The sequence below is a fragment of the Bacillus sp. MMSF_3328 genome, from assembly GCF_030733525.1.
Taxonomy (GTDB): domain Bacteria; phylum Bacillota; class Bacilli; order Bacillales; family Cytobacillaceae; genus Bacillus_AB; species Bacillus_AB infantis.
In genome coordinates this window covers 40,943-61,440 of record NZ_JASHIV010000019.1, presented here as the reverse complement: position 1 = coordinate 61,440, position 20,498 = coordinate 40,943, and the positions used below count along the sequence as shown (strand labels likewise).

Here is a 20,498-nt window from a genome sequence, read left to right as displayed (position 1 = left end):
TAAATTTGTATGAAGCCATGTGATTCTACACATTCTAAACTCACAAGGAGGTGAGATCACATGGCAAGCAGCAACAACTCTAACCAGCTTCTAGTACCTGGCGTACAGCAAGCTCTTGACTCAATGAAATACGAAATCGCTACTGAATTTGGTGTTAACCTTGGCGCTGAAACAACTTCACGTGCTAACGGTTCAGTAGGAGGAGAAATCACTAAGCGTTTAGTTCAAATGGCTGAACAACAGCTTGGAGGTTTCCAACGCTAATCGAAAAATAAATAATATGGCTACAAGGGAGCAGGCTGACAGCCTGCTCCTTTACTTTTCGTTATACATTTTTAAATTTTTAAAAAATTATGTATAATAAACCATAAGGATACAATTTCAGATTAGGAGGACATATAACATGAAGCGTGAAGATCTGCTGGCGCCAGAAAAATATAATCTGGTCTCTGAAATGGAAAAGTTTGCAGAAGCTCCTGAAAGAACTGCCATCCTGTGGGAAAGCGGGGAAGGAGAAAGAAAGGAAATTACATATTCCAGACTCCTGTCCAATGCCAATAAAATTGGAAACGTTTTCTTTGGGAGCGGCCTAAGGCAGGGGGATGTAGTCCTGATCATGGTCCCGCGCCTTATAGAAGCTTACCAGACGTACATAGCGGCACTTAAAATGGGCCTGGTAGTCATTCCCTGCTCAGAGATGCTCCGCTCTAAAGATATCCAATACAGGATCAATCATGGCGATGTGAAAGCCATTGTATGCTTTTCGCCGTTTACAGAGCAATTTGCAGGTGTTACGGAAGCTGCTTCGCTGCCTAAATTTGTGATTGGAGAGCCTGTGCCGGGCTGGATTCCGCTGGATGAAAAGATGGAGGCAGCCTCTGATATCATGGAGACTGCTGGAACAAACAGGGACGACATGGCTTTCCTGTCCTATACTTCCGGTACCACGGGCAATCCTAAGGGAGTTGTACATACACATGGCTGGGCATATGCACATCTCCGTGCCGCCGGGCCCAACTGGCTTTGCATCAAGGAGGGGGATACTGTCTGGGCCACTGCCGGCCCCGGCTGGCAGAAATGGATATGGAGCCCTTTCCTCTCTGTGCTGGGTTCTGGGGGAACAGGACTGGTGTATTCAGGAAAATTCGAGCCGAAAAAATATCTTGCACTCCTTCAGGATTATAAAGTCAATGTTCTTTGCTGCACCCCGACAGAATACAGGCTGATGGCAAAGGTCGACAATCTTGCTGAATACAGCCTCCCGGATCTTCATAGTGCAGTCTCAGCCGGAGAGCCGCTTAACCGCGAAGTGATTGATGCTTTCAAAAAGCATTTTGATATTGAAGTGCGGGACGGATACGGCCAGACGGAAAACACCCTGCTGGTCGGCATAACAAAAGGGATGGAGCTTAGGCCTGGTTCGATGGGAAAGCCGATTCCCGGCAATTCTGTTGAGATCATCAATGAAGATGGAAAGGCATGCGGACCTGGGGAAGTGGGGGATATCGCCGTCCATATTGAAACCCCTGCGTTATTTAAAAATTATTATAAGGATCCTGAACGGACCGCCATGCAATTCAGGGGTGAATATTATGTGACCGGAGACAAAGCGAAAAAGGATGAAGACGGGTATTTCTGGTTTGAAGGCAGGGGAGATGATATTATCATCAGCTCCGGATATACAATCGGGCCGTTTGAGGTGGAGGATGCTCTTGTCAAACATCCGTACGTCAAGGAATGTGCCGTCGTGGCCAGCCCGGACGAAATCCGCGGAGCAGTCGTCAAAGCATTTATCGTCCTGCAGGATGGCATCGCGGAAGATAAGCCGGATCTCATTAATACCTTGCAGGAGCATGTAAAGGAGCTGACTGCCCCTTATAAATATCCCCGCAGGGTTGAGTTTCTTTCAGAGCTTCCAAAAACCACCTCAGGAAAGATCCGCAGGGTAGAGCTGAGGAAAAAAGAAATGGAGGAGGCTGCCCGCAGCTAGTATCCAGCTGGGAGATCCTCTATAAAAAAGATTTCGCTGAGCTTTTTTAAAGCTCAGTTTTTTTGTGTCCCGAAAGAAGATATAATCAGATCAGCAGGCACAGAGGATTTTTATGTGCAGAATTAGGAAGAAAAGGAGCAATAAGAAGATGCGGACACTATGGCATGGAGGACATATATATACCCTTCAGGAAGAAGGGCATAAAGCCGAAGCGGTTATGACGGAGAATGGAAAGATCCTGAGGGCAGGGCCGCTGGAAGACTTGAAAAGAAACTTCTCGGTAAAACCCTCTGAAATGAGGGACCTTGAGGGAAGGCTGATGCTGCCCGGTTTTGTGGACAGCCATATGCATTTGATTGGGCATGGGGAGAGGCTGATAAGGCTTGATCTGTCTGGTTATACCTCAAAATCGCAAGTGCTGGAGGCAGTTAAAGAGTATGCAGGGAAGTTTTCAAAAGGCAGCTGGGTCATTGGCGAGGGCTGGAACGAAAATTTATGGGACATCCCTGCCCCCATTCTGGCAAAGGAGCTTGATGAAGCAGTCCCTGGACATCCAGTCTGCCTGAAAAGGATCTGCCGGCACGCAATTGCAGTCAATTCGAAAGCATTGGAAGCAGGCGGAATTACCCCTGAAACCATTTGCCCTCCAGGGGGAGTCATTGAAAAAGATGAAGAAGGCCTTCCATCAGGCCTGCTGAAGGACCAGGCACAGGAGCTGATCTTCTCTATTCTCCCTGGTGCTTCAAAGGAGTATCTGGAGACGGCAATGCGTGCAGCCATCCAGGATGCCTACGCACTGGGCCTGACAGGGGCACATACTGAGGATCTTAATTATTATGGCGGTTTCCATGGGACCTATAGGACTTTCAAGGAGGTCATCGGTGAAGATAAACTGCCTTTCCGGGCCCACCTGCTCGTCCATCACGAGGTAATCAATGACATGAAGCTTGAGGGCGGAAATTATCTTGGCGGAGATGAGTGGATAGAATTCGGTGCAATGAAGATTTTTTCAGACGGGGCATTGGGAGGCCGGACTGCTTTGCTGAGCCATCCGTATGCGGATGATCCTTCAACCTCAGGAGTGGCTATTTTTACACAGGATCAGCTTGACGGGCTATTGAAAAAAGCCAGGGAGCTGGATATGCCGGTGGCCATACATGCCATCGGTGACAGGGCTTTTGAAATGTCACTGAACAGCATTGAAAAATACCCGCTGAAAGGAAAAGGCAGGGACCGGCTCATTCATGCACAGATACTGCGGAAAGAACTCATTTCAAGGGCAAAAAAGCTTCCTCTTATACTGGATATACAGCCAAGATTCCTGGCTTCTGACTTTCCGTGGGTCATCAGCAGGATCGGTGAAGAGCATATGGATTACTGTTATGCCTGGAAAACATTGCTTGATGAAGGCATCCCATGTGCAGGCGGATCTGATGCGCCAATCGAGCAGGCTGACCCGCTCCTCGGCATCCATTCGGCGGTTACAAGAACCAGCAGCGATGACCCCGGGAGGATTGCCTATATCAAAGAGGAGGCATTATCCATGTACGAAGCTGTTTCCTTATATACAAAAGGCAGCGCATATGCAATCTGCCATGAAGTTGACAGGGGAATGATCAAGGAAGGATATCTTGCTGATTTCACAATCCTTGACCGGAATATATTCGAAGAAGATCCGGAGGCACTCCTCCGTACACGAGTCAATGAGACAGTAATAGGAGGAAAAACCGTTTATAAGCGCGGACAGATTTAAACGAGCGAATCCTGCTAAAACGAATAGGTTGCCAGTTTTTTTCTTTTGGCTTTATAATTATTTCGATATTAGAAAGAATCGAGGCTAACCAACAATGACAGATACTGAAGTAAAACAAGGGGCCCTGTACGCAGGGCTGTCTTATTTGATATGGGGCATCCTGCCGATCTACTGGAAGCTTCTCAATCATGTGAGTGCTGATGAAATCCTGGCCAGCCGGGTTTTCTGGTCCTTCATCTTTATGCTGGCTGTACTTGTCCTGACCAGGAAATGGCCGGATTTTGTCCGGACATTGAGAGGAATACGGAACAACAAGAAGCAAATGCTCGCTCTGACAATTGCTTCCTTGCTCATAAGCTGCAACTGGTTCATATACATTTGGGCAGTCAATTCCGGCCAAATGATTGAAGCAAGCCTTGGCTACTATATCAACCCGCTGGTCAGTGTCCTTCTGGGAATAGTTGTTTTAAAAGAAAAGCTTTCCTCTGTGCAGGCAGTATCTTTCCTGCTGGCTGCAGCGGGTGTGCTTATCATGACCCTCTCTTATGGACGTTTTCCATGGATTGCGGTTGTGCTTGCTTTATCTTTTGGCCTTTACGGTTTGGCAAAGAAACTGATCAAGGTGGAATCTGCCATTGGACTGACGCTCGAAACGATGGTTGTCATGCCATTGGCACTTGGATATCTGATTTATTTATTTGCAGCCGGAAAGCAGTCCTTCCTGGCCATTTCCACAGGAACGGATCTCCTGCTGATCGGTGCAGGAGCAGCCACTGCGATCCCGCTTCTGTATTTTGCCAAAGGGGCACAGAAAATACCGCTTTCCATGCTGGGTTATCTGCAGTATATCGCCCCGACATTGACACTGCTGCTCGGCATTTTCGTATATGGTGAAGAATTCACAAAGACCCATCTGGTTGCATTCTTGTTCATTTGGCTTGCTTTGACCGTCTACTCGCTGTCCAGAACGAAATTATTTGCCAATATGAAATGGAAGCATGGAAAAGGGCTGGGGATGTAAAAAGGAAGAGGCAGCGGCCTCTTCCTTTTTCTAATTTGAACATCCCTCGGCAGGAGCGGCCAAAGAGCCTTTTTGGCTGTGGGACGAACTGTATTTTGATGTTATGGGCTGGAGAAAAAAAGAAAGTCATGTATTCCATCAGGCACCTGGGATACATAAGTGTGAAAAAAAAAGGAAGTCATGTATTCCAACCGGCTCCTGGGATACATGACTTGTTCAGACAATCTTGGCCTTTTTATAGAAAACTCCTCTTTACCTTTTCCCAGAAGGAGTTGTCCTTAAGTTTGACAGTCTTGATTTGTTTGCCGCTCAGTTTGGCTTCAATTTTTTCGACATGCTGGATGCTTAGTGCTTCGTTGTCCATTCCCATTGTCGGATGGTCATTGCCGTCCTGGATGACTCTGAGGGTCAGGCTGCGGCCGCTGCTCAGGATGAATGAAGAACCCAGTGTCCTGTAGCGGTTATTGTTCAGGGATGCCAGTTCGCTGACCTGGAGGCAAGGGAGCATAGGGTCAACGATGGCGCCATTGACCGATTTATTATAGGCTGTACTGCCTGTCGGAGTTGCGACAATCATCCCGTCGCCCCTGAAGGTTTCGAAATGGAGATTATCGATAAATACATCCATAACAAATGTTTTGATGATCGCAGACCGGATGCTGAATTCATTCAGGCAATAGAAGGAGGATTCATCATCCACCTTTATCTCCATCGTCGGGTATCTTCTGACTTCAATCTGCTCATTGGCCATCGCTTCAACCATCTTGGATGTGTCATCAATATGGAAATCGCAGTACATGCTTAATGTGCCGGTCGTAGAGATGCCCGCGTACAGGCAGTCCTCGCGGAAGCCGGTCTTGCGGACCGCCTGAAGAAATGTCCCGTCACCGCCAATGCTCACAATGATATTAGCCTGTTTAAAGTCATTGACTATGGTAAAGCCGTATTTTTCGGCAAGCTCATAAAGATGGCCTGCTTTTTCCATCATTTCAGAATCTTTCTTATGGTAAAAATATAAGTTTCGGCGCGTCACTTTCATTCCTCCCATTCAAAATGATAATATTTGCGTATGATTGGTATTTTGCGGCAATAACGTTTATTGTCATCAGTGTACATGTTTTTGAAACATTTTAAAAGTTATTGCGTATTAACACTTGGAAAAGGAAAAAAAGGAGGAGAAGATATGAATGGGAAAAGATGGGCGGCTCTTGGAATAGCCGCTGCACTGCTGTTTTTCTCCATTATTACTAGTGTGCTGTCGACTTTCGCATTTAGAAATGCCGAAAGCACATTTGCGGATATGTTTCCAGTTGATGAAGCATTTTCTGAAGAAATCATTGAACCGGGCAGCAGTTCAAAGAAAATTGCCGTCCTGAATGTAGATGGGACCATCCAGGATGCAGGAGATGCCAGCTCACTGTTTGCCAGTCCCGGCTATAACCACAAATCTTTCATGAAAAAGCTGGACCATGTTAAAGAGGATGATAGTGTGAAAGCGGTCATTCTTCGCGTGAATTCCCCGGGTGGCGGTGTAGTGGAAAGCTCTGAGATCCATGATAAGATCGTGGAAATCCAGAAGGAAGCGAAAAAGCCTGTGTACATATCAATGGGGTCCATGGCTGCTTCCGGCGGCTATTATATTTCAGCACCTGCTGAAAAAATCTATGCCAGTCCTGAAACCCTGACAGGCTCCCTGGGTGTCATCATGCAGGGATATAATTATGCAGGGCTTGCCGAAAAGTATGGCGTAGAATTTGTCACGATCAAGAGTGGACCTTACAAAGATATTATGAGCCCTTCAAGGGAGATGACGGAAGAAGAACGGGAGATCCTCCAGTCTATGATCGACAATTCTTATGAGGGCTTTGTTAAAGTCATTTCAGAAGGAAGGGGCATCCCGGCAGATCAGGTGAGGAAAATCGCCGACGGACGGATCTATGACGGCCGCCAGGCAAAAGAGCTCAATCTGATTGATGGTTTCGGCTTCTTTGAAGATGTTGTAGATGAACTGGAGAAAGACCATAAGCTTAAGGGTGCACAGGTAGTCAGCTATTCGGAAAATATGGGCTTTGGCTCCTTGTTCAGCATGGGTGCGCGGAAAGTGATGGGCGATGATATTGAAATGGCCGGCATGATGAAGCTGTTGTCACAGCCGAATGCCCCGCGGCTGATGTACATGTATTCAGAATGAGGAGGGATGGCAAATGACCACATTAGACAGCCATTTGGACAAGGATTTGCCTGCTGACAATCATTCACCAGCCAGCCCGTCATATGAAGATCATGCGGCATCAGTCCGTTTTGCCGGTTTCTGGATGAGGTTCTGGGCGTATCTGGCCGATCTCATTGTCATAGGCAGCATTAACCGCATTATCGTGCATCCGATTTTTCGGGCGGCGGATCTTCCCCTTGCCGATTCCGGGATTTTCACTCCCGCAAATATCGTAACAAGCATCATTTTTTATGCCTATTTTGTCCTGATGACAAAGTATTTCAGGCAGACGCTCGGGAAAATGATATTTGGGCTGAAAGTAGTCAGTCTTAAAGATGAAGAAGTGTCCTGGAGCACCATATTGTTCAGGGAGTGGATCGGTCGTTTCATTTCAGCCACTATTTATATTGGCTATGTCATTGTCGCTTTTCTGCCGAAAAAACAGGGGCTTCATGACCTGTTTGCCGATACAAGCGTTATTCACGAAAGAAAATAAGGAATAATTGAAAGAATCGCCTGCCGGCCTGCTGCCGGCAGGTTTATTTTTTTTCCCAAAAGGAAAGCCTAGATTTAGCGTCTGGATATCTTTAGCAGGAGACTAATGCGAAAAAATACACCAGCCTGTTAATAGGGGGTGATCGGATGTGGTGGCTGATCCTTGGAGCAGCAGCGGCAGTCATTCTGCTTTTGCTCATTATTCTTCTTTTCTCAAAGCTAACAGTTTACTTTAACTTTTATCATGGCCAGGACAATGACCATATATCAATAAAGTTCCGGGCCTGGTTGGGGCTTATCCGCTATAACATACAGGTTCCGCTGATAAAAATCGATGATGACTCCCCTTCCATTGTGGTTGAAGAGAAAGTGGAAGCCGGCCGGGAGGAGGAGAAGAAGCAGGAAGACCGGAAAAAGTTCACGCCGGAGGACTTCCTGAACAGTATCAAGGATGCTGAGGAGCTGATACGCCATGTATTTGGCCTCCACACGATCATCCGGCGATTTCTGAAAAAGGTGGCAATCAGGGATATCGAATGGCATACATTGGCCGGAATCGGTGATGCGGCGCACACTGCTGTCCTTGCAGGGATAATCTGGTCTGCAAAAGGAAGCCTGGTCGGCATTCTCAGCCACTATATGAGGATGAGGGACATGCCCGTTTTGTCGGTGACCCCCCATTTTCAGGCTGCAGTTTCCCAAACCCGTTTTTCATGTATGTTTCAATTCCGCATCGGGCAAGCTATGTTGGCAGGAATTAAACTGATTAAATATTGGAAAGGCGGAATGCCGGACTTTAGGACAAAGCCGTTATCCGTGCTATCTGATAATAAAACAAAATCCGTTTAGATGAGGAGGAAGTTTATTATGTCTGATCATCCGATACAAGGCTTGATGACGACCGCAATGGAAAATTTGAAAGAAATGATTGATGTGAATACAATCATCGGGGACCCGGTTGAAACTCCTGATGGAAGTGTGATCCTTACCGTATCAAAGGTCGGTTTCGGCTTTGCAGCAGGCGGCAGTGAGTTCATGCTTGAAGGTTCAGGCCGCGAGGGAGAAGGCAAACCGAAGCATCCGTTTGGCGGAGGAAGCGGCGGCGGAGTTTCCATAACGCCGATTGCTTTTTTAATCGTAAGTTCCCACGGAGTTAAAATGGTCCATCTGGACGAGAGCACACATCTATATGAAAAAATCCTTGATTTGGCCCCTCAGGCTGTTGATAAGATCCAGCAGATGATGTCAAAAAATAACGGATCAGGGAACAGCAGCCAGGATGGAAAGAGCGAAGGCCAAAGCAGCCAGAACCGCTCGAACGAATACAATGGACCAAAGCATGACCTGGACTTCTAAAATGGATGTTTGAAAAGGCTGGTCTTCTTCCCCGGAGACAGCCTTTTCTATTGCCGGAATAAATGGCTTTTCATTGCAAAATGATTTTCCAGGAAGTATGATTGCACTGTACATATATGAAAAATAAGGAGGAAGAAACCAATGGCATCAATTACTTTTAAAGGAAATCCGGTTACTTTGCTGGGGAATGAAGTGAAAGCAGGAGACCAGGCTCCGGAATTCAAAGTGCTTGCCAATGACTTATCTGAGGTAACGCTTGCGGATTCCAAGGGCCAGGTAAGACTGATTAGTGTTGTTCCCTCTATTGATACAGGCGTTTGCGACGCTCAGACGCGCCGATTCAATGAAGAAGCATCAAAGCTTGATAATGTAAAAGTTCTTACAGTCAGCGTAGATCTTCCTTTCGCACAGAAGCGCTGGTGCGCAGCTGCCGGCATTGAAAATGTGCAGACAGTTTCAGACCACCGCGACCTTTCTTTCGGTGAAGCTTACGGAGTAGCAATAAAGGAGCTCCGCCTTCTTGCACGGGCAGTATTTGTTGTTGATTCCAATGACAAAGTGGTTTATGCCCAATATGTGAGCGAAGCAACTGACCATCCTGACTACGAAGCTGCAGTGGAAGCTGCAAGGCAAGCTGAATAAACTTCGAAGAACCCCGGGCAATCGGGGTTTTTGTATGCCTTAAGAATGCCCAGGCTGTATTCCTTAATCTCCTGAATGGCAGGCGGCGGGCTTGTGATCCTGCCGGAACCCCGTTACAATAAGACAATAATATTTTAGCAGGAGGAATGAATTAGTGAGTATCACTCCCGTAGAAGAACTGTTCTCAGTCTTTAATGAAACAGCTATGATCTTGCAGGAAGAGCTGCAATGTACATATTTAGAGGCGCTTGCAGAAACAGGCGATAATATTTTTCAAGAGTCCATTCTCCAGGACGGACTCAGTGAGCTTAATGTAAAAAGGCTGAAAAAAAGCTATGAGTCGCTGAATCTTGACCTATATACAAGCGAGAATATCAGAAAGTCGTTTCAGCTGGCCATTTTAAAGGGCATGAAGGAAAATGTGCAGCCAAACCACCAGATGACACCGGATGCTGTCGGAATGCTGACAGGTTATCTGGTGAATAAATTTGTCGGGGCGAAATCTTTCCGCCTTCTGGATCCAGCGGTCGGGACAGGCAATCTCCTTACGACTGTCATCAATCAGCAGGAAGGAAAAAGCATTGAAGCAGTCGGGTCAGATGTGGACGACCTCCTCATTAAGCTTGCCTACATCAATGCCAACCTCCAGAAGCACCCCATCCAATTCTATAACCAGGACAGCCTTGAGCCGCTGTTCATTGAAAGCGTGGATGCAGTCATCAGCGACCTTCCAGTGGGGTATTATCCAAACGACATAAGGGCGCAGGACTATGAGCTGAAGGCAGACGAGGGCCATTCTTATGCCCATCACCTTTTCCTGGAACAGAGCATGCGCCATGTTAAGGAAGGCGGCTATCTGTTCCTGATTGTGCCAAATGGCCTGTTTGAAAGCGAACAGGCGGACAAACTGAAGGCGTATATAAGCAAGACAAGCATCATCCAGGGCCTGCTCCAGCTCCCGGAAACATTGTTTAAAAATAAAAATGCCGCAAAAAGCGTCTTTATCCTCCAGAAAAAGGGTGAAGGGGTCACAGCTCCAAAGCAAGCCCTGCTTGTAAACATGCCGAGCCTTTCAAAAACGGAACAGGTCGAGAGAATCCTTAAGCAGGTGGATGCCTGGTTCAGGGAAAATAAGATATAGAGTGCAAAAAGCATGGTCCCAAACTGGATCATGCTTTTTCTATTTGAATGAGAAGAAAATATTAATGGAGCTGTCCAGACTTAAAACCTGCTGGCATAAGTCTTCCGGAGAGTGTTAAGAGGATGCTGCCGCATTTAGTCTGGAGTCTTTAATTGGAAGTTCTGTTTTAGCTGAAGAGCCGCAGGGGTAATGGAAAATATGAAACGGAAATCACCGAAATGTCGGAATACATTTAATTTTAACTGTAAACGATACCAATTTTGAATGTTCCTTGAAATCATGCAAGCACAGTGATTAAATGGGGAATTGAGAGATAAAATGATGCCAGTTGCACACAATAAATGTGTACCACATCAGGCATTAGATTAGCATCGGTGTTATATAAAGGCTGGCATCCTGGAGGGAAAAGAGATACATATTTCCCCATGGTCCCCATTGCACTGGTTAAACATACAGGACGTATGCGAGTCCGCATTTAAAAGGAGCGACATATCGTGGCAAAAATTATTGCAATTAATGCTGGAAGTTCTTCATTGAAATTTCAATTATTTGAAATGCCAAGCGAAGAAGTAATCACAAAAGGTCTTATTGAACGAATCGGTCTGAACGATGCAGTTTTCAGTATTTCTGTTAACGGAGAGAAGCAGACGGAAGTAACGGAAATCCCTGATCATGAGGTTGCAGTCAAGCTTCTGCTCAATAAGCTGACTGATCTGAAGATCATCGAATCACTGGATGAAATTGAAGGAATCGGCCACCGTGTAGTACACGGTGGAGAAGAGTTTGCAGATTCTGCGGTTATCACGGAAGAGGTACTGAGCAAAATCGATGCACTTTCCGAGCTGGCACCTCTTCACAACCCTGCAAATATTACAGGAATCAAGGCATTCCAGCAGGTGCTTCCAAATGTACCGGCAGTAGCTGTCTTTGATACTGCGTTCCATCAGACTATGCCTGAAAGCTCATTCCTGTACAGCCTTCCTTATGAGTATTATGAGAAGTTCGGCATCCGTAAATACGGCTTCCACGGAACTTCACATAAATATGTATCAGAGCGTGCAGCAGAGCTTCTTGGCCGTCCGCTTGAGCAGCTTCGCCTGCTTTCCTGCCACCTGGGGAACGGTGCAAGCATCGCGGCCATTGAAGGCGGAAAATCAATTGATACATCCATGGGCTTCACACCTCTTGCCGGTGTGACAATGGGTACCCGTTCAGGGAATATTGACCCTGCTTTGATTCCATTCATCATGGAGAAAACAGGCAAGTCAGCTGACGAAGTGCTTAATGTACTGAATAAAGAGAGCGGAATGCTTGGAGTTTCTGGCTTCTCAAGCGACCTTCGCGACATCGAGGTACAAGCGTCTGAAGGAAACGAAAGAGCAGAGCTTGCTCTCGAAGTGTTTGCAAACCGGATCCACAAATATATCGGCTCTTATGCTTCACGCATGTACGGAGTTGATGCCATTATCTTTACAGCAGGCATCGGCGAAAACAGTGCTGAAATCCGCGAGCGTGTCCTTCAGGGACTGGAATTCATGGGCGTATATTGGGACCCTGCATTGAACAAGGTCCGCGGTGAGGAAACGTTTGTCAACTATCCTCACTCACCGGTCAAGGTTATCATTATTCCGACAAATGAAGAAGTTATGATTGCCAGGGATGTTGTAAGGCTTGCGAAATAATATTTGAATGATTGAAAGGACAAAGAAGCCAAGGCTTTTTTGTCCTTTTGTTTTTCTGCCTTCTCCATCCAATGAAACAGGATTTGCCTGAATCAATATGCTATACTGAACAAAAACACCGGCAAGGAGGATGAAGATATGGCACTAAACGGACGGGAAGAACAGGCTTTATCTGAGATCGCACAATGGGAAGACAAGCTGGCACAGTATGAATCCAATGATTTGGAGCTGACCTATGACAAATATTTAGAAAAGGCGTTCCTGCTGCTTCCCGAGAAAACTCAGCAGCAATTTTTTGCTTCCCTGGATAACTGGCTGTTCCATCTCCATGCCTTGATCCAAAGCTCACAGCTCCAGCTGGATGCAAAGGAACGAATCCTATCTGCAGGCCGCATCTTTGATGCCGGCATTGAAACAGTGGAAGATCTGGCTTCATTGGACATCAATCAGCTGCAATACATAGCCAATCAGCAGATTGCCCGCCACCGCCTTTACTCATTTGCACAGGGAGGGGCATCGGGGACCGGCGGTGTGCTGCTGCTTGGATCCGATCTTCCTGCCATGGCTGTCATCAATTTGCGTGCAGTCCAGCTCATCGCGATGACATATGGGATTGAAGTGAACACACCTTATGAGATGATGGCTTCTTTAAAGGTGTTTTGTGCATCGATCCTGCCGCCGCGGCTTCAGGGGCAGGCCTGGGACCAGCTTCTGGCCGAACTGGAGAATGCGGAAGAAGCTTATTTTTATGAGGGCCAGGAGGAACTGACGGACATTGCCTGGATGGGCCAGCCAATCAAACAGCTGTTTAAAGGCCTGGCTATAACGGCTTTCAAAAAGAAATCCATCCAGGGCATCCCGCTTGTCAGCATGGCCATAGGAGCAGGGGCAAACTATCAGTTTACAAGGAAGGTCACTGATTTTGCCCATAAATATTATCAGTACAGGTATCTGCTGAAGAAACAGGGTGAAGTTTGATGTGCAGCGAGGAACACAAAAAAGAAGCCCCCAAAACAGTCAGATGCAAAATTATTACCATCAGTGATACAAGAAATTCGGAGACCGATAAAAGCGGGAGGCTGATGAAGGAACTTCTTGAAGCAGAGGGCCACAGGGTAAGTTCCTACCAGATTGTCGCCGATGAAAAAGAAAAGATCCGTCAGGCGGTCCTGGAGGGATGTTCAGATCCGGATATCGATGCAGTCCTTACCAATGGCGGGACAGGAATCGCTTTAAGGGATGTAACCATTGAAACGGTGAGTGCACTTTATCAAAAGGAAATTAGCGGCTTCGGGGAATTATTCCGTATGCTGAGCTACCAGGAGGACATCGGCTCTGCTGCAATTCTCTCCCGCGCTTCTGCGGGCATCATCGAGAATACAGCTGTCTTTTCCACACCGGGATCTTCAGGTGCAGTAAGGCTGGCCATGAATAAATTGATCATCCCGGAGCTGGGGCATGTTATAAGGGAAGTAAAGAAAGATCTTGTATAAAAAGGGGGCGGGGCGCCATCATGGCGCCCCGCCTTTTTGCTTTGCCTGAATAATATTCTCTATAGAGCTTAAATCAGCGATGCAGCTTTCCCCCGATTTCCTGATTAGCCCTGTACCACAGCCAAAGATCGTTGATGATGGAAGCAAGATCAGCGATCTCACTGTTCAATTTGCATGAAAGCTCAAAATTCTCTTCATCTGCGAGCTGGTCCTGTCTGCGGTTTATCTGCGTCTCAAGCTCTGATATCCTGTCCGGGATCCCCCCGCGTATCTTCTCCCATGTATACAGAATTTCCTGGCGCTCTTCCTGCGGGTACTCTTCCCACTCGCCATCCAGCACAGGAACAGCAATCCCCAGGCGCTTATCCAAAATGAAAACATCCTCCATCTCATCCGTCCCCCAAAAATAGGCTGCTTTTATTGTACATGGTGACAGGCACCTATACCAGTCGGCCGGACTGGTACAGGTGCCTGTCACCATAAAAATTTATACATTTTAACGAATAACTATTGAATTAATCCTGGAATATTGTTAGAGTATTAACTAGTTAATTGTATAAAAACATAATTTAAATGAATATTTATTCGTTCATCTATAGAGGAGGAAATTTTCATGTCAAATCAAAAAGTTGTTTTAGCATACTCAGGCGGACTGGATACTTCTGTGGCGATCAAATGGCTTGGCGACCAGGGATACTCAGTGGTTGCGTGCTGCCTTGACGTTGGGGAAGGCAAGGATTTGAAGTTCATCCAGGAAAAGGCGCTTAAAGTGGGAGCAGTCCAGTCATATGTACTGGATGTGAAAGAAGAGTTTGCGAATGAATATGCACTTGCTGCCCTTCAGGCGCATGCTCTTTATGAAGGCAAATACCCGCTTGTATCTGCTCTTTCCAGGCCTCTTATTGCTAAAAAGCTTGTTGAAGTGGCTGAAAAGGAAGGCGCCGCTGCTGTTGCGCATGGCTGTACAGGAAAAGGAAATGACCAGGTAAGATTCGAGGTATCGATCCAGGCACTTAATCCAGACCTCAAGGTGCTCGCGCCTGTAAGGGAATGGAAATGGTCCAGAGAAGAAGAAATCCAATATGCAAAGGATAATAATATCCCGATTCCGATCAATCTGGATTCTCCGTTCTCAATAGACCAGAACCTTTGGGGCCGCAGCAATGAGTGCGGGATTCTGGAAGATCCGTGGGCGGCTCCGCCTGAAGAGGCCTACGACCTGACAACAAGCCTTGAGTATACGCCTGACACACCTGATATCGTAGAAATCGAATTCAGCAAAGGGGTGCCGGTAAGCCTGAACGGCAAAGCTTATCCGTTATCCGAGTTGATTCTGGAGCTGAATCTGATGGCAGGCAAGCATGGAGTCGGGCGCATTGACCATGTTGAGAACAGACTTGTCGGCATTAAATCAAGGGAAGTCTATGAGTGTCCGGGAGCCATGACGCTGATCAAAGCGCATAAAGAGCTTGAAGACCTCACGCTTGTTAAAGAGCTTGCCCATTTCAAGCCTGTCATCGAGAAAAAACTGACTGAGCTGATCTATGAAGGGCTTTGGTTCTCGCCATTGAAAAAGGCTTTAACGGCTTTCCTTGAGGAAACGCAAAAGCATGTGACAGGAACTGTAAGGGTGAAATTGTTCAAGGGGCACAGCATCGTCGAAGGCAGAAAATCTCCTTTTTCCCTTTATGATGAAAAATTGGCCACATATACATCTGAAGATGAATTCGACCATAATGCCGCGGTTGGTTTTATCCAGTTATGGGGCCTGCCGACCAAGGTTCAAAGCATTGTCCAGAATAAGAAGGTGACAGTGTGAAAAAGCTTTGGGGAGGAAGATTCACGAAATCGGCAGAAGAATGGGTCGATGAATTCGGAGCCTCCATCTCCTTTGACCAGGAGCTTGTTGAGGAAGATATAGAGGGAAGCCTTGCACACGTGGAAATGCTGTCCCGCTGCGGGATTATTGAACAGGAGGAAGCAGCTCAGATCCAGAAGGGACTCAAGCTGTTAAAGGAAAAGTCCCAGGAGGAAGGGCTTCCTTTCTCTGTAAAGCTGGAGGATATACATCTGAACCTGGAAAGCTTGCTTACGGACGAAATCGGGCCTGTCGGCGGCAAGCTTCATACAGGCAGAAGCAGGAATGATCAGGTAGCAACAGATATGCACTTGTATTTAAAGAAACAGGCAGCACATGTTATCAAGCTGATTGAAGAGCTCCAGGCAGCTCTGCTTTCCCAGGCAGAGGAGAATGTGGAAACCCTCATGCCGGGCTATACTCATCTTCAGAGAGCACAGCCCATTTCATTTGCGCATCACTTGATGGCTTATTTCTGGATGCTGGAAAGGGATAAGGAGAGATACAGCGAGAATCTGAAAAGGATCAATGTTTCTCCTCTTGGTGCAGGCGCCCTTGCCGGTACAACCTTTCCAATCGACCGCGAGCTGACAGCCAGTCTGCTTGGGTTTGATGACATCTATGAAAACAGCATGGATGCTGTAAGCGACAGGGACTTTATCCTTGAATTCCTTTCAGCAAGCAGCATTCTGATGATGCATCTGTCCCGTTTCAGCGAGGAAATCATTCTCTGGTCGAGCCAGGAATTCCGGTTCATCGAGCTCGATGACAGTTTTGCTACAGGAAGCAGCATTATGCCGCAAAAGAAAAACCCAGACATGGCAGAACTGATACGCGGAAAAACCGGCCGCGTCTACGGCAACCTTGTCGGCCTGCTCACAGTGCTGAAGGGGCTGCCTCTTGCTTATAACAAAGATATGCAGGAAGATAAAGAGGGAATGTTTGATACAGTTAAAACGGTTATTGGCTCACTTAAAATTTTTTCCGGCATGGTTGGGTCCATGACGGTTAACAGTGAAGTAATGGAAAAGGCCACGAAAAGCGATTTTTCCAATGCGACAGAACTGGCTGACTATCTTTCCGGTAAAGGCTTGCCATTCAGGGAAGCCCACGAAATTGTCGGGAAGCTTGTCCTTGATTGTGTGAACAGAGGCTGCTTCCTTTCCGGCCTGCCGATGGAAGTGTATAAGGAGGCAAGCACCCTTTTTGAGGAGGATATTTACGAGGTCCTTGACCCGCGGGCGGCTGTTGCAAGAAGGAACAGCCAGGGCGGAACAGGGTTTGCCCAAATAAAGAAGGCGCTGGAAAAAGCAAAAGGGCGCCTGAAGGATAAAGCCTACTCATAACAATAAAGGCCGCTGCAGGGAAGCAGCGGCCTTTTAACTATTATTCCGGGTCCTTTTCGGTCCTGACCACAAGCACATCACATGGGGCATAGCGGGTGATATGTTCGGAAACGCTGCCGATCAGGAAGCGTTCAACTGCATTCAAACCAGTTGCCCCGCAGACAATGAGATCTGCATGCTGGACCTTGGCAATTTCCTTGGGTATCTTTACTTTCGGAGAACCATAATCTGTCACATATTCCACATTTTCTACTCCAGCCTCCACTGCTTCCTGCTGATATTTTTTAAGCAGCTCGGCTGCAAACATGTCAGCCCTTTCAGCAATCGTCCTGTCATAGGCTTCGACAGTTGCGAAGGTGCGCGTATCGATAATGTGGGCAAGGGTCAGCCTGGCTTTGTTCCTGACTGCGATCCCGACCGCCTTCTTGAAGGCCCATTCCGCTTCCTTGGAACCGTCTACTGCTACTAAAATATTTTTGTACGTGAGCGTCATTTGCATCTCCTCCTTTACCTTTATTATACATTACCCCAAAATGCATAACTGTTACAGAAATTCGAAAGATAGTATAGATGAAAAAAATCGATAAGGGGGAAATGAAGATGCCAAAAGAGCCGAAAGGGCAGTCTCATTATATCTATGACGACCAGGGACACAGCCAGGTAAGTGCACAAATCATGGATTCGTACAACAGCGGTGTCATCGATCAGGAAAATGGAAGAGTCGACACTTACAGCAGCGAAGAGGAAACAAAATAAAACATTGAAAAAAGTGCAGGGCGCTGTCCTGCACTTTCTCGTTATTGCCTTCCTTTTCGCAGCTGAAGACAAATGTAAAGGGAAGCGGTGGCTATAAATGAAACAAAACCTGGAGAAGCATTTTCAGGCAGGAGGCTGTAAGAGATGATCCCGAAAGCCATGCTGATGATTGCCTGCTTATTGACAAAACCAGGCTCCCGCAGGACCAGCAGATCTGCCTCAGTCAGCTTCCGCCTTTTTATGAAAAGAAAATCTGCTGCAATAACCGCAGAAATGGGAATGACAAAGGTGCCGAGCAGAGAGATGTATTTCTGCGCTGATTCAACGATATCAGGAAAGCAGCTCAGAATGACCGCAGCGAGCCCGAACAGGCATGCACTCTTTATCCTGCCGAGCCCCTGGAATGTATTCAGCAGACTGAATCCGCCTGTATAGGCGTTGTTCAGGTTGATGGAAATCATCGACATCATGGCACAGGCGAAAATCAGCACCAGTACGGAAACAGAAGATGTGAGGGTGCTTGCCGACACAAATGGATTCAGCTCTCCCAGGAGGCTTGCAGACAATGCCCCTAAAACGGCTGTGATGGCAAAGCCGGCTGTGTTCCCGGAAAAAAGCCCCCAGAAAGCGCCGCGTTCAGACTTCGCGTACCTTGCCATATCAGAAGAAGCACTTAATCCTGAAACGTATTGGACAAAAGCCAGGCTTGAATAGAACAGGAATGAAGAAAACTCCCAGCTGCCATGGGTTAAGATTGTGCTGTGATCAGTCTGATTCGCTTTTTGGATCAGCAGGACAAACAGTGCAGCCTGGCCGATCAGCAGAAATGGCATAAAATAGCGGGTTGCTTTTTTCACCGCATCAAAGCCGACAAGCGCTAATATGGCCATGATCAGGGCCAGGCAGACCGACACTGCCAGAAAAGGCAGCCTGACAGAAAAAAGCCTGCTGCCCAGCTCGGTCAGTACAGCAGTTCCGCCGATCGTCTGGACAGCAAACCAGTATAATGAGGTCAAAGTACGGATCGGAGACGAAATATATCTTGCCGCCCCTGTGCCAAGCATGCTTCTGATCGCATATTGGGCAGGCAGCCCGTAGCGGGATCCGGGCAGCGTCAAGAAGGACACAAACAGAAAGGCGAAAGCCGCCCCGATCATGGTGGATGCTGCGGCAGCATAAAAAGAAAGGCCCCCTGAAATCACGGCAAGTGCAGGGACAAGGAAATTCCCCGAATTTACCGAAAAGGCCATCTGCAGAATCATGAAATCATACCAGGGTGTCTGTTTAAGATGGGAGGGAACGGCCTCCAGCCCAAGCTGCTCAATTTTACCCCGGCTGTCTTTTTGTATGTTGGCAGTTGACGCCATACTTGCATCAGCTCTCTTTCTAAATACATTTTACAATAATCGGTGGAACTGAAGGATATTTTTTTGTCCCGGGCATGGAAAGCAGTCATCTTAACCGAATAACTCAGCATTTTAACAAAGAGCGTATCATCACGGCAATGTAAGGGTTTGCAGGCGATAAAAAAATTTTACTTTCTTCTTTTCCTATAAAGGTGTTATAGTAGTATCGGTTCTATCCTATTTACTATATTTTGCAGGAGGTATGCAGCATGCGTATCGGAATACCCAGAGAGATAAAAAACAATGAAAATCGTGTCGCAATGACACCGGCTGGCGTTGTCAATTTGCTGAACTTTGGTCATGAAGTATTTATTGAAACCCAGGCTGGCATGGGATCCGGTTTCACTGATGAAGATTATACAGCTGCTGGCGCGAAAATTTTAAACAGTGCAGAGGAAGCATGGTCCATGGAAATGGTCATGAAGGTAAAAGAGCCCCTGCCTAGTGAATATGCTTATTTCCGTGAAGGCCTGATTTTATTTACATACTTGCATTTAGCTCCAGAGCCGGAGCTGACGAAGGCTCTGATTGATCATAAAGTGGTTGGGATCGCTTATGAAACGGTCCAGCTTGCCAATCATGCATTGCCTCTCTTGACCCCAATGAGCGAGGTTGCCGGAAGGATGGCTTCCCAGATCGGGGCGCAGTTCCTGGAGAAGGTCCATGGCGGCAAAGGGATCCTGTTATCCGGTGTGCCTGGCGTGCAGCGCGGAAAAGTAACAATCATCGGCGGCGGTGTAGCCGGTACGAATGCAGCTAAAATGGCAGTAGGACTTGGTGCAAAGGTGACAATCATCGACCTGAGCCCGGAACGCCTGCGCCAGCTTGATGATATCTTCGGCAATGATGTGACAACATTGATGTCCAATCCTTATAATATTGCAGAAGCGGTCAAAGATTCTGATCTAGTGATCGGTGCCGTTCTCATTCCGGGAGCAAAAGCGCCAAAGCTTGTGACAGAAGAAATGATCATGAGCATGAACCCAGGCTCAGTCGTGGTTGATATTGCGATCGACCAGGGAGGGATTTTTGAGACAACTGACAGAATCACTACCCATGACAACCCGACTTACGAAAAACACGGTGTAGTCCATTACGCGGTTGCCAATATGCCTGGCGCCGTGCCGCGCACTTCAACGATTGCCCTGACGAACGTGACTGTGCCGTATGCAGTCCAGATCGCCAATAAAGGGTATAAGCAGGCTTGCGCTGATAATGAAGCTCTGCTGAAGGGAATCAATACTCTTAACGGCTATGTTACGTATAAAGCTGTAGCCGAGGCACATGGCCTTGACTATTCTGATACAGCGACGCTGCTTGAGCAGCAGTAAATAGAAAAGATCCGGA

21 protein-coding genes are annotated in these 20,498 nt (G+C 47.1%); 17 read left to right on the top strand and 4 right to left on the bottom strand.

What is annotated here, in order from left to right; translation table 11 throughout:
- Window positions 1-60: 60 nt before the first annotated feature.
- From RBB45_RS21595 to rarD, 4 genes are all read left to right on the top strand, one after another.
- Window positions 61-264, top strand: coding sequence for an alpha/beta-type small acid-soluble spore protein (locus tag RBB45_RS21595; RefSeq protein ID WP_009795341.1), 204 nt, complete (start codon window positions 61-63; stop codon window positions 262-264).
- Window positions 265-403: 139 nt separating this feature from the next.
- The gene (gene mbcS, locus RBB45_RS21590; protein ID WP_009795340.1) at window positions 404-1,990 is read left to right on the top strand and encodes an acyl-CoA synthetase MbcS; all 1,587 of its coding nucleotides are present in this window, start codon (window positions 404-406) and stop codon (window positions 1,988-1,990) included.
- A 148-nt stretch (window positions 1,991-2,138) separates the two neighbouring features.
- Window positions 2,139-3,743: an amidohydrolase gene (locus RBB45_RS21585; protein WP_306010328.1), complete on the top strand. Its 1,605-nt coding sequence runs from the start codon at window positions 2,139-2,141 to the stop codon at window positions 3,741-3,743.
- Between the two features lie 94 nt (window positions 3,744-3,837).
- The gene (gene rarD, locus RBB45_RS21580; protein ID WP_009795338.1) at window positions 3,838-4,764 is read left to right on the top strand and encodes an EamA family transporter RarD; all 927 of its coding nucleotides are present in this window, start codon (window positions 3,838-3,840) and stop codon (window positions 4,762-4,764) included.
- Between the two features lie 235 nt (window positions 4,765-4,999).
- Here rarD and RBB45_RS21575 read toward each other — a convergent pair whose 3' ends face one another.
- Window positions 5,000-5,803, bottom strand: coding sequence for an NAD kinase (locus tag RBB45_RS21575; RefSeq protein WP_035403221.1), 804 nt, complete (start codon window positions 5,801-5,803; stop codon window positions 5,000-5,002).
- 144 nt (window positions 5,804-5,947) lie between these two features.
- Here RBB45_RS21575 and sppA point away from each other — a divergent pair, with 144 nt between their 5' ends.
- From sppA to RBB45_RS21530, 9 genes are all read left to right on the top strand, one after another.
- Window positions 5,948-6,955 (top strand): signal peptide peptidase SppA, encoded by a 1,008-nt coding sequence (gene sppA / locus RBB45_RS21570; protein ID WP_022544277.1) that lies wholly within the window; start codon window positions 5,948-5,950, stop codon window positions 6,953-6,955.
- Window positions 6,956-6,968: 13 nt separating this feature from the next.
- Window positions 6,969-7,472, top strand: a complete 504-nt coding sequence (locus RBB45_RS21565; protein ID WP_306010327.1) for an RDD family protein — start codon at window positions 6,969-6,971, stop codon at window positions 7,470-7,472.
- A gap of 146 nt (window positions 7,473-7,618) precedes the next feature.
- Window positions 7,619-8,320 carry a DUF2953 domain-containing protein gene (locus RBB45_RS21560; protein ID WP_009795334.1) on the top strand — a complete coding sequence of 234 codons (702 nt, stop codon included), beginning with the start codon at window positions 7,619-7,621 and terminating at the stop codon, window positions 8,318-8,320.
- 18 nt (window positions 8,321-8,338) lie between these two features.
- Window positions 8,339-8,827, top strand: a complete 489-nt coding sequence (ytfJ, locus tag RBB45_RS21555; protein WP_022544276.1) for a GerW family sporulation protein — start codon at window positions 8,339-8,341, stop codon at window positions 8,825-8,827.
- Window positions 8,828-8,968: 141 nt separating this feature from the next.
- The gene (gene tpx / locus RBB45_RS21550; protein WP_009795332.1) at window positions 8,969-9,469 is read left to right on the top strand and encodes a thiol peroxidase; all 501 of its coding nucleotides are present in this window, start codon (window positions 8,969-8,971) and stop codon (window positions 9,467-9,469) included.
- Window positions 9,470-9,623: 154 nt separating this feature from the next.
- Window positions 9,624-10,610: a class I SAM-dependent methyltransferase gene (locus RBB45_RS21545; RefSeq protein WP_022544275.1), complete on the top strand. Its 987-nt coding sequence runs from the start codon at window positions 9,624-9,626 to the stop codon at window positions 10,608-10,610.
- Between the two features lie 494 nt (window positions 10,611-11,104).
- The gene (locus RBB45_RS21540) at window positions 11,105-12,292 is read left to right on the top strand and encodes an acetate kinase (protein WP_009795330.1); all 1,188 of its coding nucleotides are present in this window, start codon (window positions 11,105-11,107) and stop codon (window positions 12,290-12,292) included.
- A gap of 138 nt (window positions 12,293-12,430) precedes the next feature.
- Window positions 12,431-13,270 carry an EcsC family protein gene (locus RBB45_RS21535; protein ID WP_009795328.1) on the top strand — a complete coding sequence of 280 codons (840 nt, stop codon included), beginning with the start codon at window positions 12,431-12,433 and terminating at the stop codon, window positions 13,268-13,270.
- Entirely contained in the window at window positions 13,270-13,785 is a 516-nt protein-coding gene (locus RBB45_RS21530; RefSeq protein ID WP_306010325.1) for a MogA/MoaB family molybdenum cofactor biosynthesis protein, read from the top strand. Before RBB45_RS21535 ends, RBB45_RS21530 begins: the two co-directional genes overlap by 1 nt.
- Window positions 13,786-13,858: 73 nt before the next feature.
- On the opposite strand, the gene RBB45_RS21525 is transcribed toward RBB45_RS21530, so the two are convergent.
- The gene (locus RBB45_RS21525; protein WP_094766899.1) at window positions 13,859-14,173 is read right to left on the bottom strand and encodes a hypothetical protein; all 315 of its coding nucleotides are present in this window, start codon (window positions 14,171-14,173) and stop codon (window positions 13,859-13,861) included.
- A gap of 225 nt (window positions 14,174-14,398) precedes the next feature.
- On the opposite strand from RBB45_RS21525, the gene RBB45_RS21520 reads away from it, so the two are divergent.
- Together RBB45_RS21520 and argH are read left to right on the top strand one after the other, a co-directional pair.
- On the top strand, window positions 14,399-15,604 hold the full coding sequence (locus RBB45_RS21520) for an argininosuccinate synthase (RefSeq protein ID WP_009791717.1): 1,206 nt from the start codon (window positions 14,399-14,401) through the stop codon (window positions 15,602-15,604).
- Window positions 15,601-16,989, top strand: a complete 1,389-nt coding sequence (gene argH / locus RBB45_RS21515) for an argininosuccinate lyase (RefSeq protein WP_009791718.1) — start codon at window positions 15,601-15,603, stop codon at window positions 16,987-16,989. Before RBB45_RS21520 ends, argH begins: the two co-directional genes overlap by 4 nt.
- Before the next feature lie 40 nt (window positions 16,990-17,029).
- On the opposite strand, the gene RBB45_RS21510 is transcribed toward argH, so the two are convergent.
- Complete coding sequence (locus tag RBB45_RS21510; RefSeq protein ID WP_009791719.1) at window positions 17,030-17,482, bottom strand: universal stress protein; 453 nt, start codon at window positions 17,480-17,482, stop codon at window positions 17,030-17,032.
- A gap of 107 nt (window positions 17,483-17,589) precedes the next feature.
- Between RBB45_RS21510 and RBB45_RS21505 the strand changes: the two genes are divergently transcribed.
- Window positions 17,590-17,745, top strand: a complete 156-nt coding sequence (locus RBB45_RS21505) for a hypothetical protein (protein ID WP_022544273.1) — start codon at window positions 17,590-17,592, stop codon at window positions 17,743-17,745.
- A 41-nt stretch (window positions 17,746-17,786) separates the two neighbouring features.
- On the opposite strand, the gene RBB45_RS21500 is transcribed toward RBB45_RS21505, so the two are convergent.
- Window positions 17,787-19,112 carry a purine-cytosine permease family protein gene (locus RBB45_RS21500; protein ID WP_009791721.1) on the bottom strand — a complete coding sequence of 442 codons (1,326 nt, stop codon included), beginning with the start codon at window positions 19,110-19,112 and terminating at the stop codon, window positions 17,787-17,789.
- A 248-nt stretch (window positions 19,113-19,360) separates the two neighbouring features.
- On the opposite strand from RBB45_RS21500, the gene ald reads away from it, so the two are divergent.
- On the top strand, window positions 19,361-20,482 hold the full coding sequence (gene ald, locus RBB45_RS21495) for an alanine dehydrogenase (protein ID WP_022544272.1): 1,122 nt from the start codon (window positions 19,361-19,363) through the stop codon (window positions 20,480-20,482).
- Window positions 20,483-20,498 lie beyond the last annotated feature (16 nt).

Bases quoted from the DNA above. Each gene is read 5' to 3' on its own strand.
- RBB45_RS21595 (WP_009795341.1), top strand. From the start codon at position 61: ATGGCAAGCAGCAACAACTCTAACCAGCTTCTAGTACCTGGCGTACAG.
- mbcS (WP_009795340.1), top strand. From the start codon at position 404: ATGAAGCGTGAAGATCTGCTGGCGCCAGAAAAATATAATCTGGTCTCT.
- RBB45_RS21585 (WP_306010328.1), top strand. From the start codon at position 2,139: ATGCGGACACTATGGCATGGAGGACATATATATACCCTTCAGGAAGAA.
- rarD (WP_009795338.1), top strand. From the start codon at position 3,838: ATGACAGATACTGAAGTAAAACAAGGGGCCCTGTACGCAGGGCTGTCT.
- RBB45_RS21575 (WP_035403221.1), bottom strand. From the start codon at position 5,803: ATGAAAGTGACGCGCCGAAACTTATATTTTTACCATAAGAAAGATTCT.
- sppA (WP_022544277.1), top strand. From the start codon at position 5,948: ATGAATGGGAAAAGATGGGCGGCTCTTGGAATAGCCGCTGCACTGCTG.
- RBB45_RS21565 (WP_306010327.1), top strand. From the start codon at position 6,969: ATGACCACATTAGACAGCCATTTGGACAAGGATTTGCCTGCTGACAAT.
- RBB45_RS21560 (WP_009795334.1), top strand. From the start codon at position 7,619: ATGTGGTGGCTGATCCTTGGAGCAGCAGCGGCAGTCATTCTGCTTTTG.
- ytfJ (WP_022544276.1), top strand. From the start codon at position 8,339: ATGTCTGATCATCCGATACAAGGCTTGATGACGACCGCAATGGAAAAT.
- tpx (WP_009795332.1), top strand. From the start codon at position 8,969: ATGGCATCAATTACTTTTAAAGGAAATCCGGTTACTTTGCTGGGGAAT.
- RBB45_RS21535 (WP_009795328.1), top strand. From the start codon at position 12,431: ATGGCACTAAACGGACGGGAAGAACAGGCTTTATCTGAGATCGCACAA.
- RBB45_RS21530 (WP_306010325.1), top strand. From the start codon at position 13,270: ATGTGCAGCGAGGAACACAAAAAAGAAGCCCCCAAAACAGTCAGATGC.
- RBB45_RS21525 (WP_094766899.1), bottom strand. From the start codon at position 14,173: ATGGAGGATGTTTTCATTTTGGATAAGCGCCTGGGGATTGCTGTTCCT.
- RBB45_RS21520 (WP_009791717.1), top strand. From the start codon at position 14,399: ATGTCAAATCAAAAAGTTGTTTTAGCATACTCAGGCGGACTGGATACT.
- RBB45_RS21510 (WP_009791719.1), bottom strand. From the start codon at position 17,482: ATGACGCTCACGTACAAAAATATTTTAGTAGCAGTAGACGGTTCCAAG.
- RBB45_RS21505 (WP_022544273.1), top strand. From the start codon at position 17,590: ATGCCAAAAGAGCCGAAAGGGCAGTCTCATTATATCTATGACGACCAG.
- RBB45_RS21500 (WP_009791721.1), bottom strand. From the start codon at position 19,112: ATGGCGTCAACTGCCAACATACAAAAAGACAGCCGGGGTAAAATTGAG.
- ald (WP_022544272.1), top strand. From the start codon at position 19,361: ATGCGTATCGGAATACCCAGAGAGATAAAAAACAATGAAAATCGTGTC.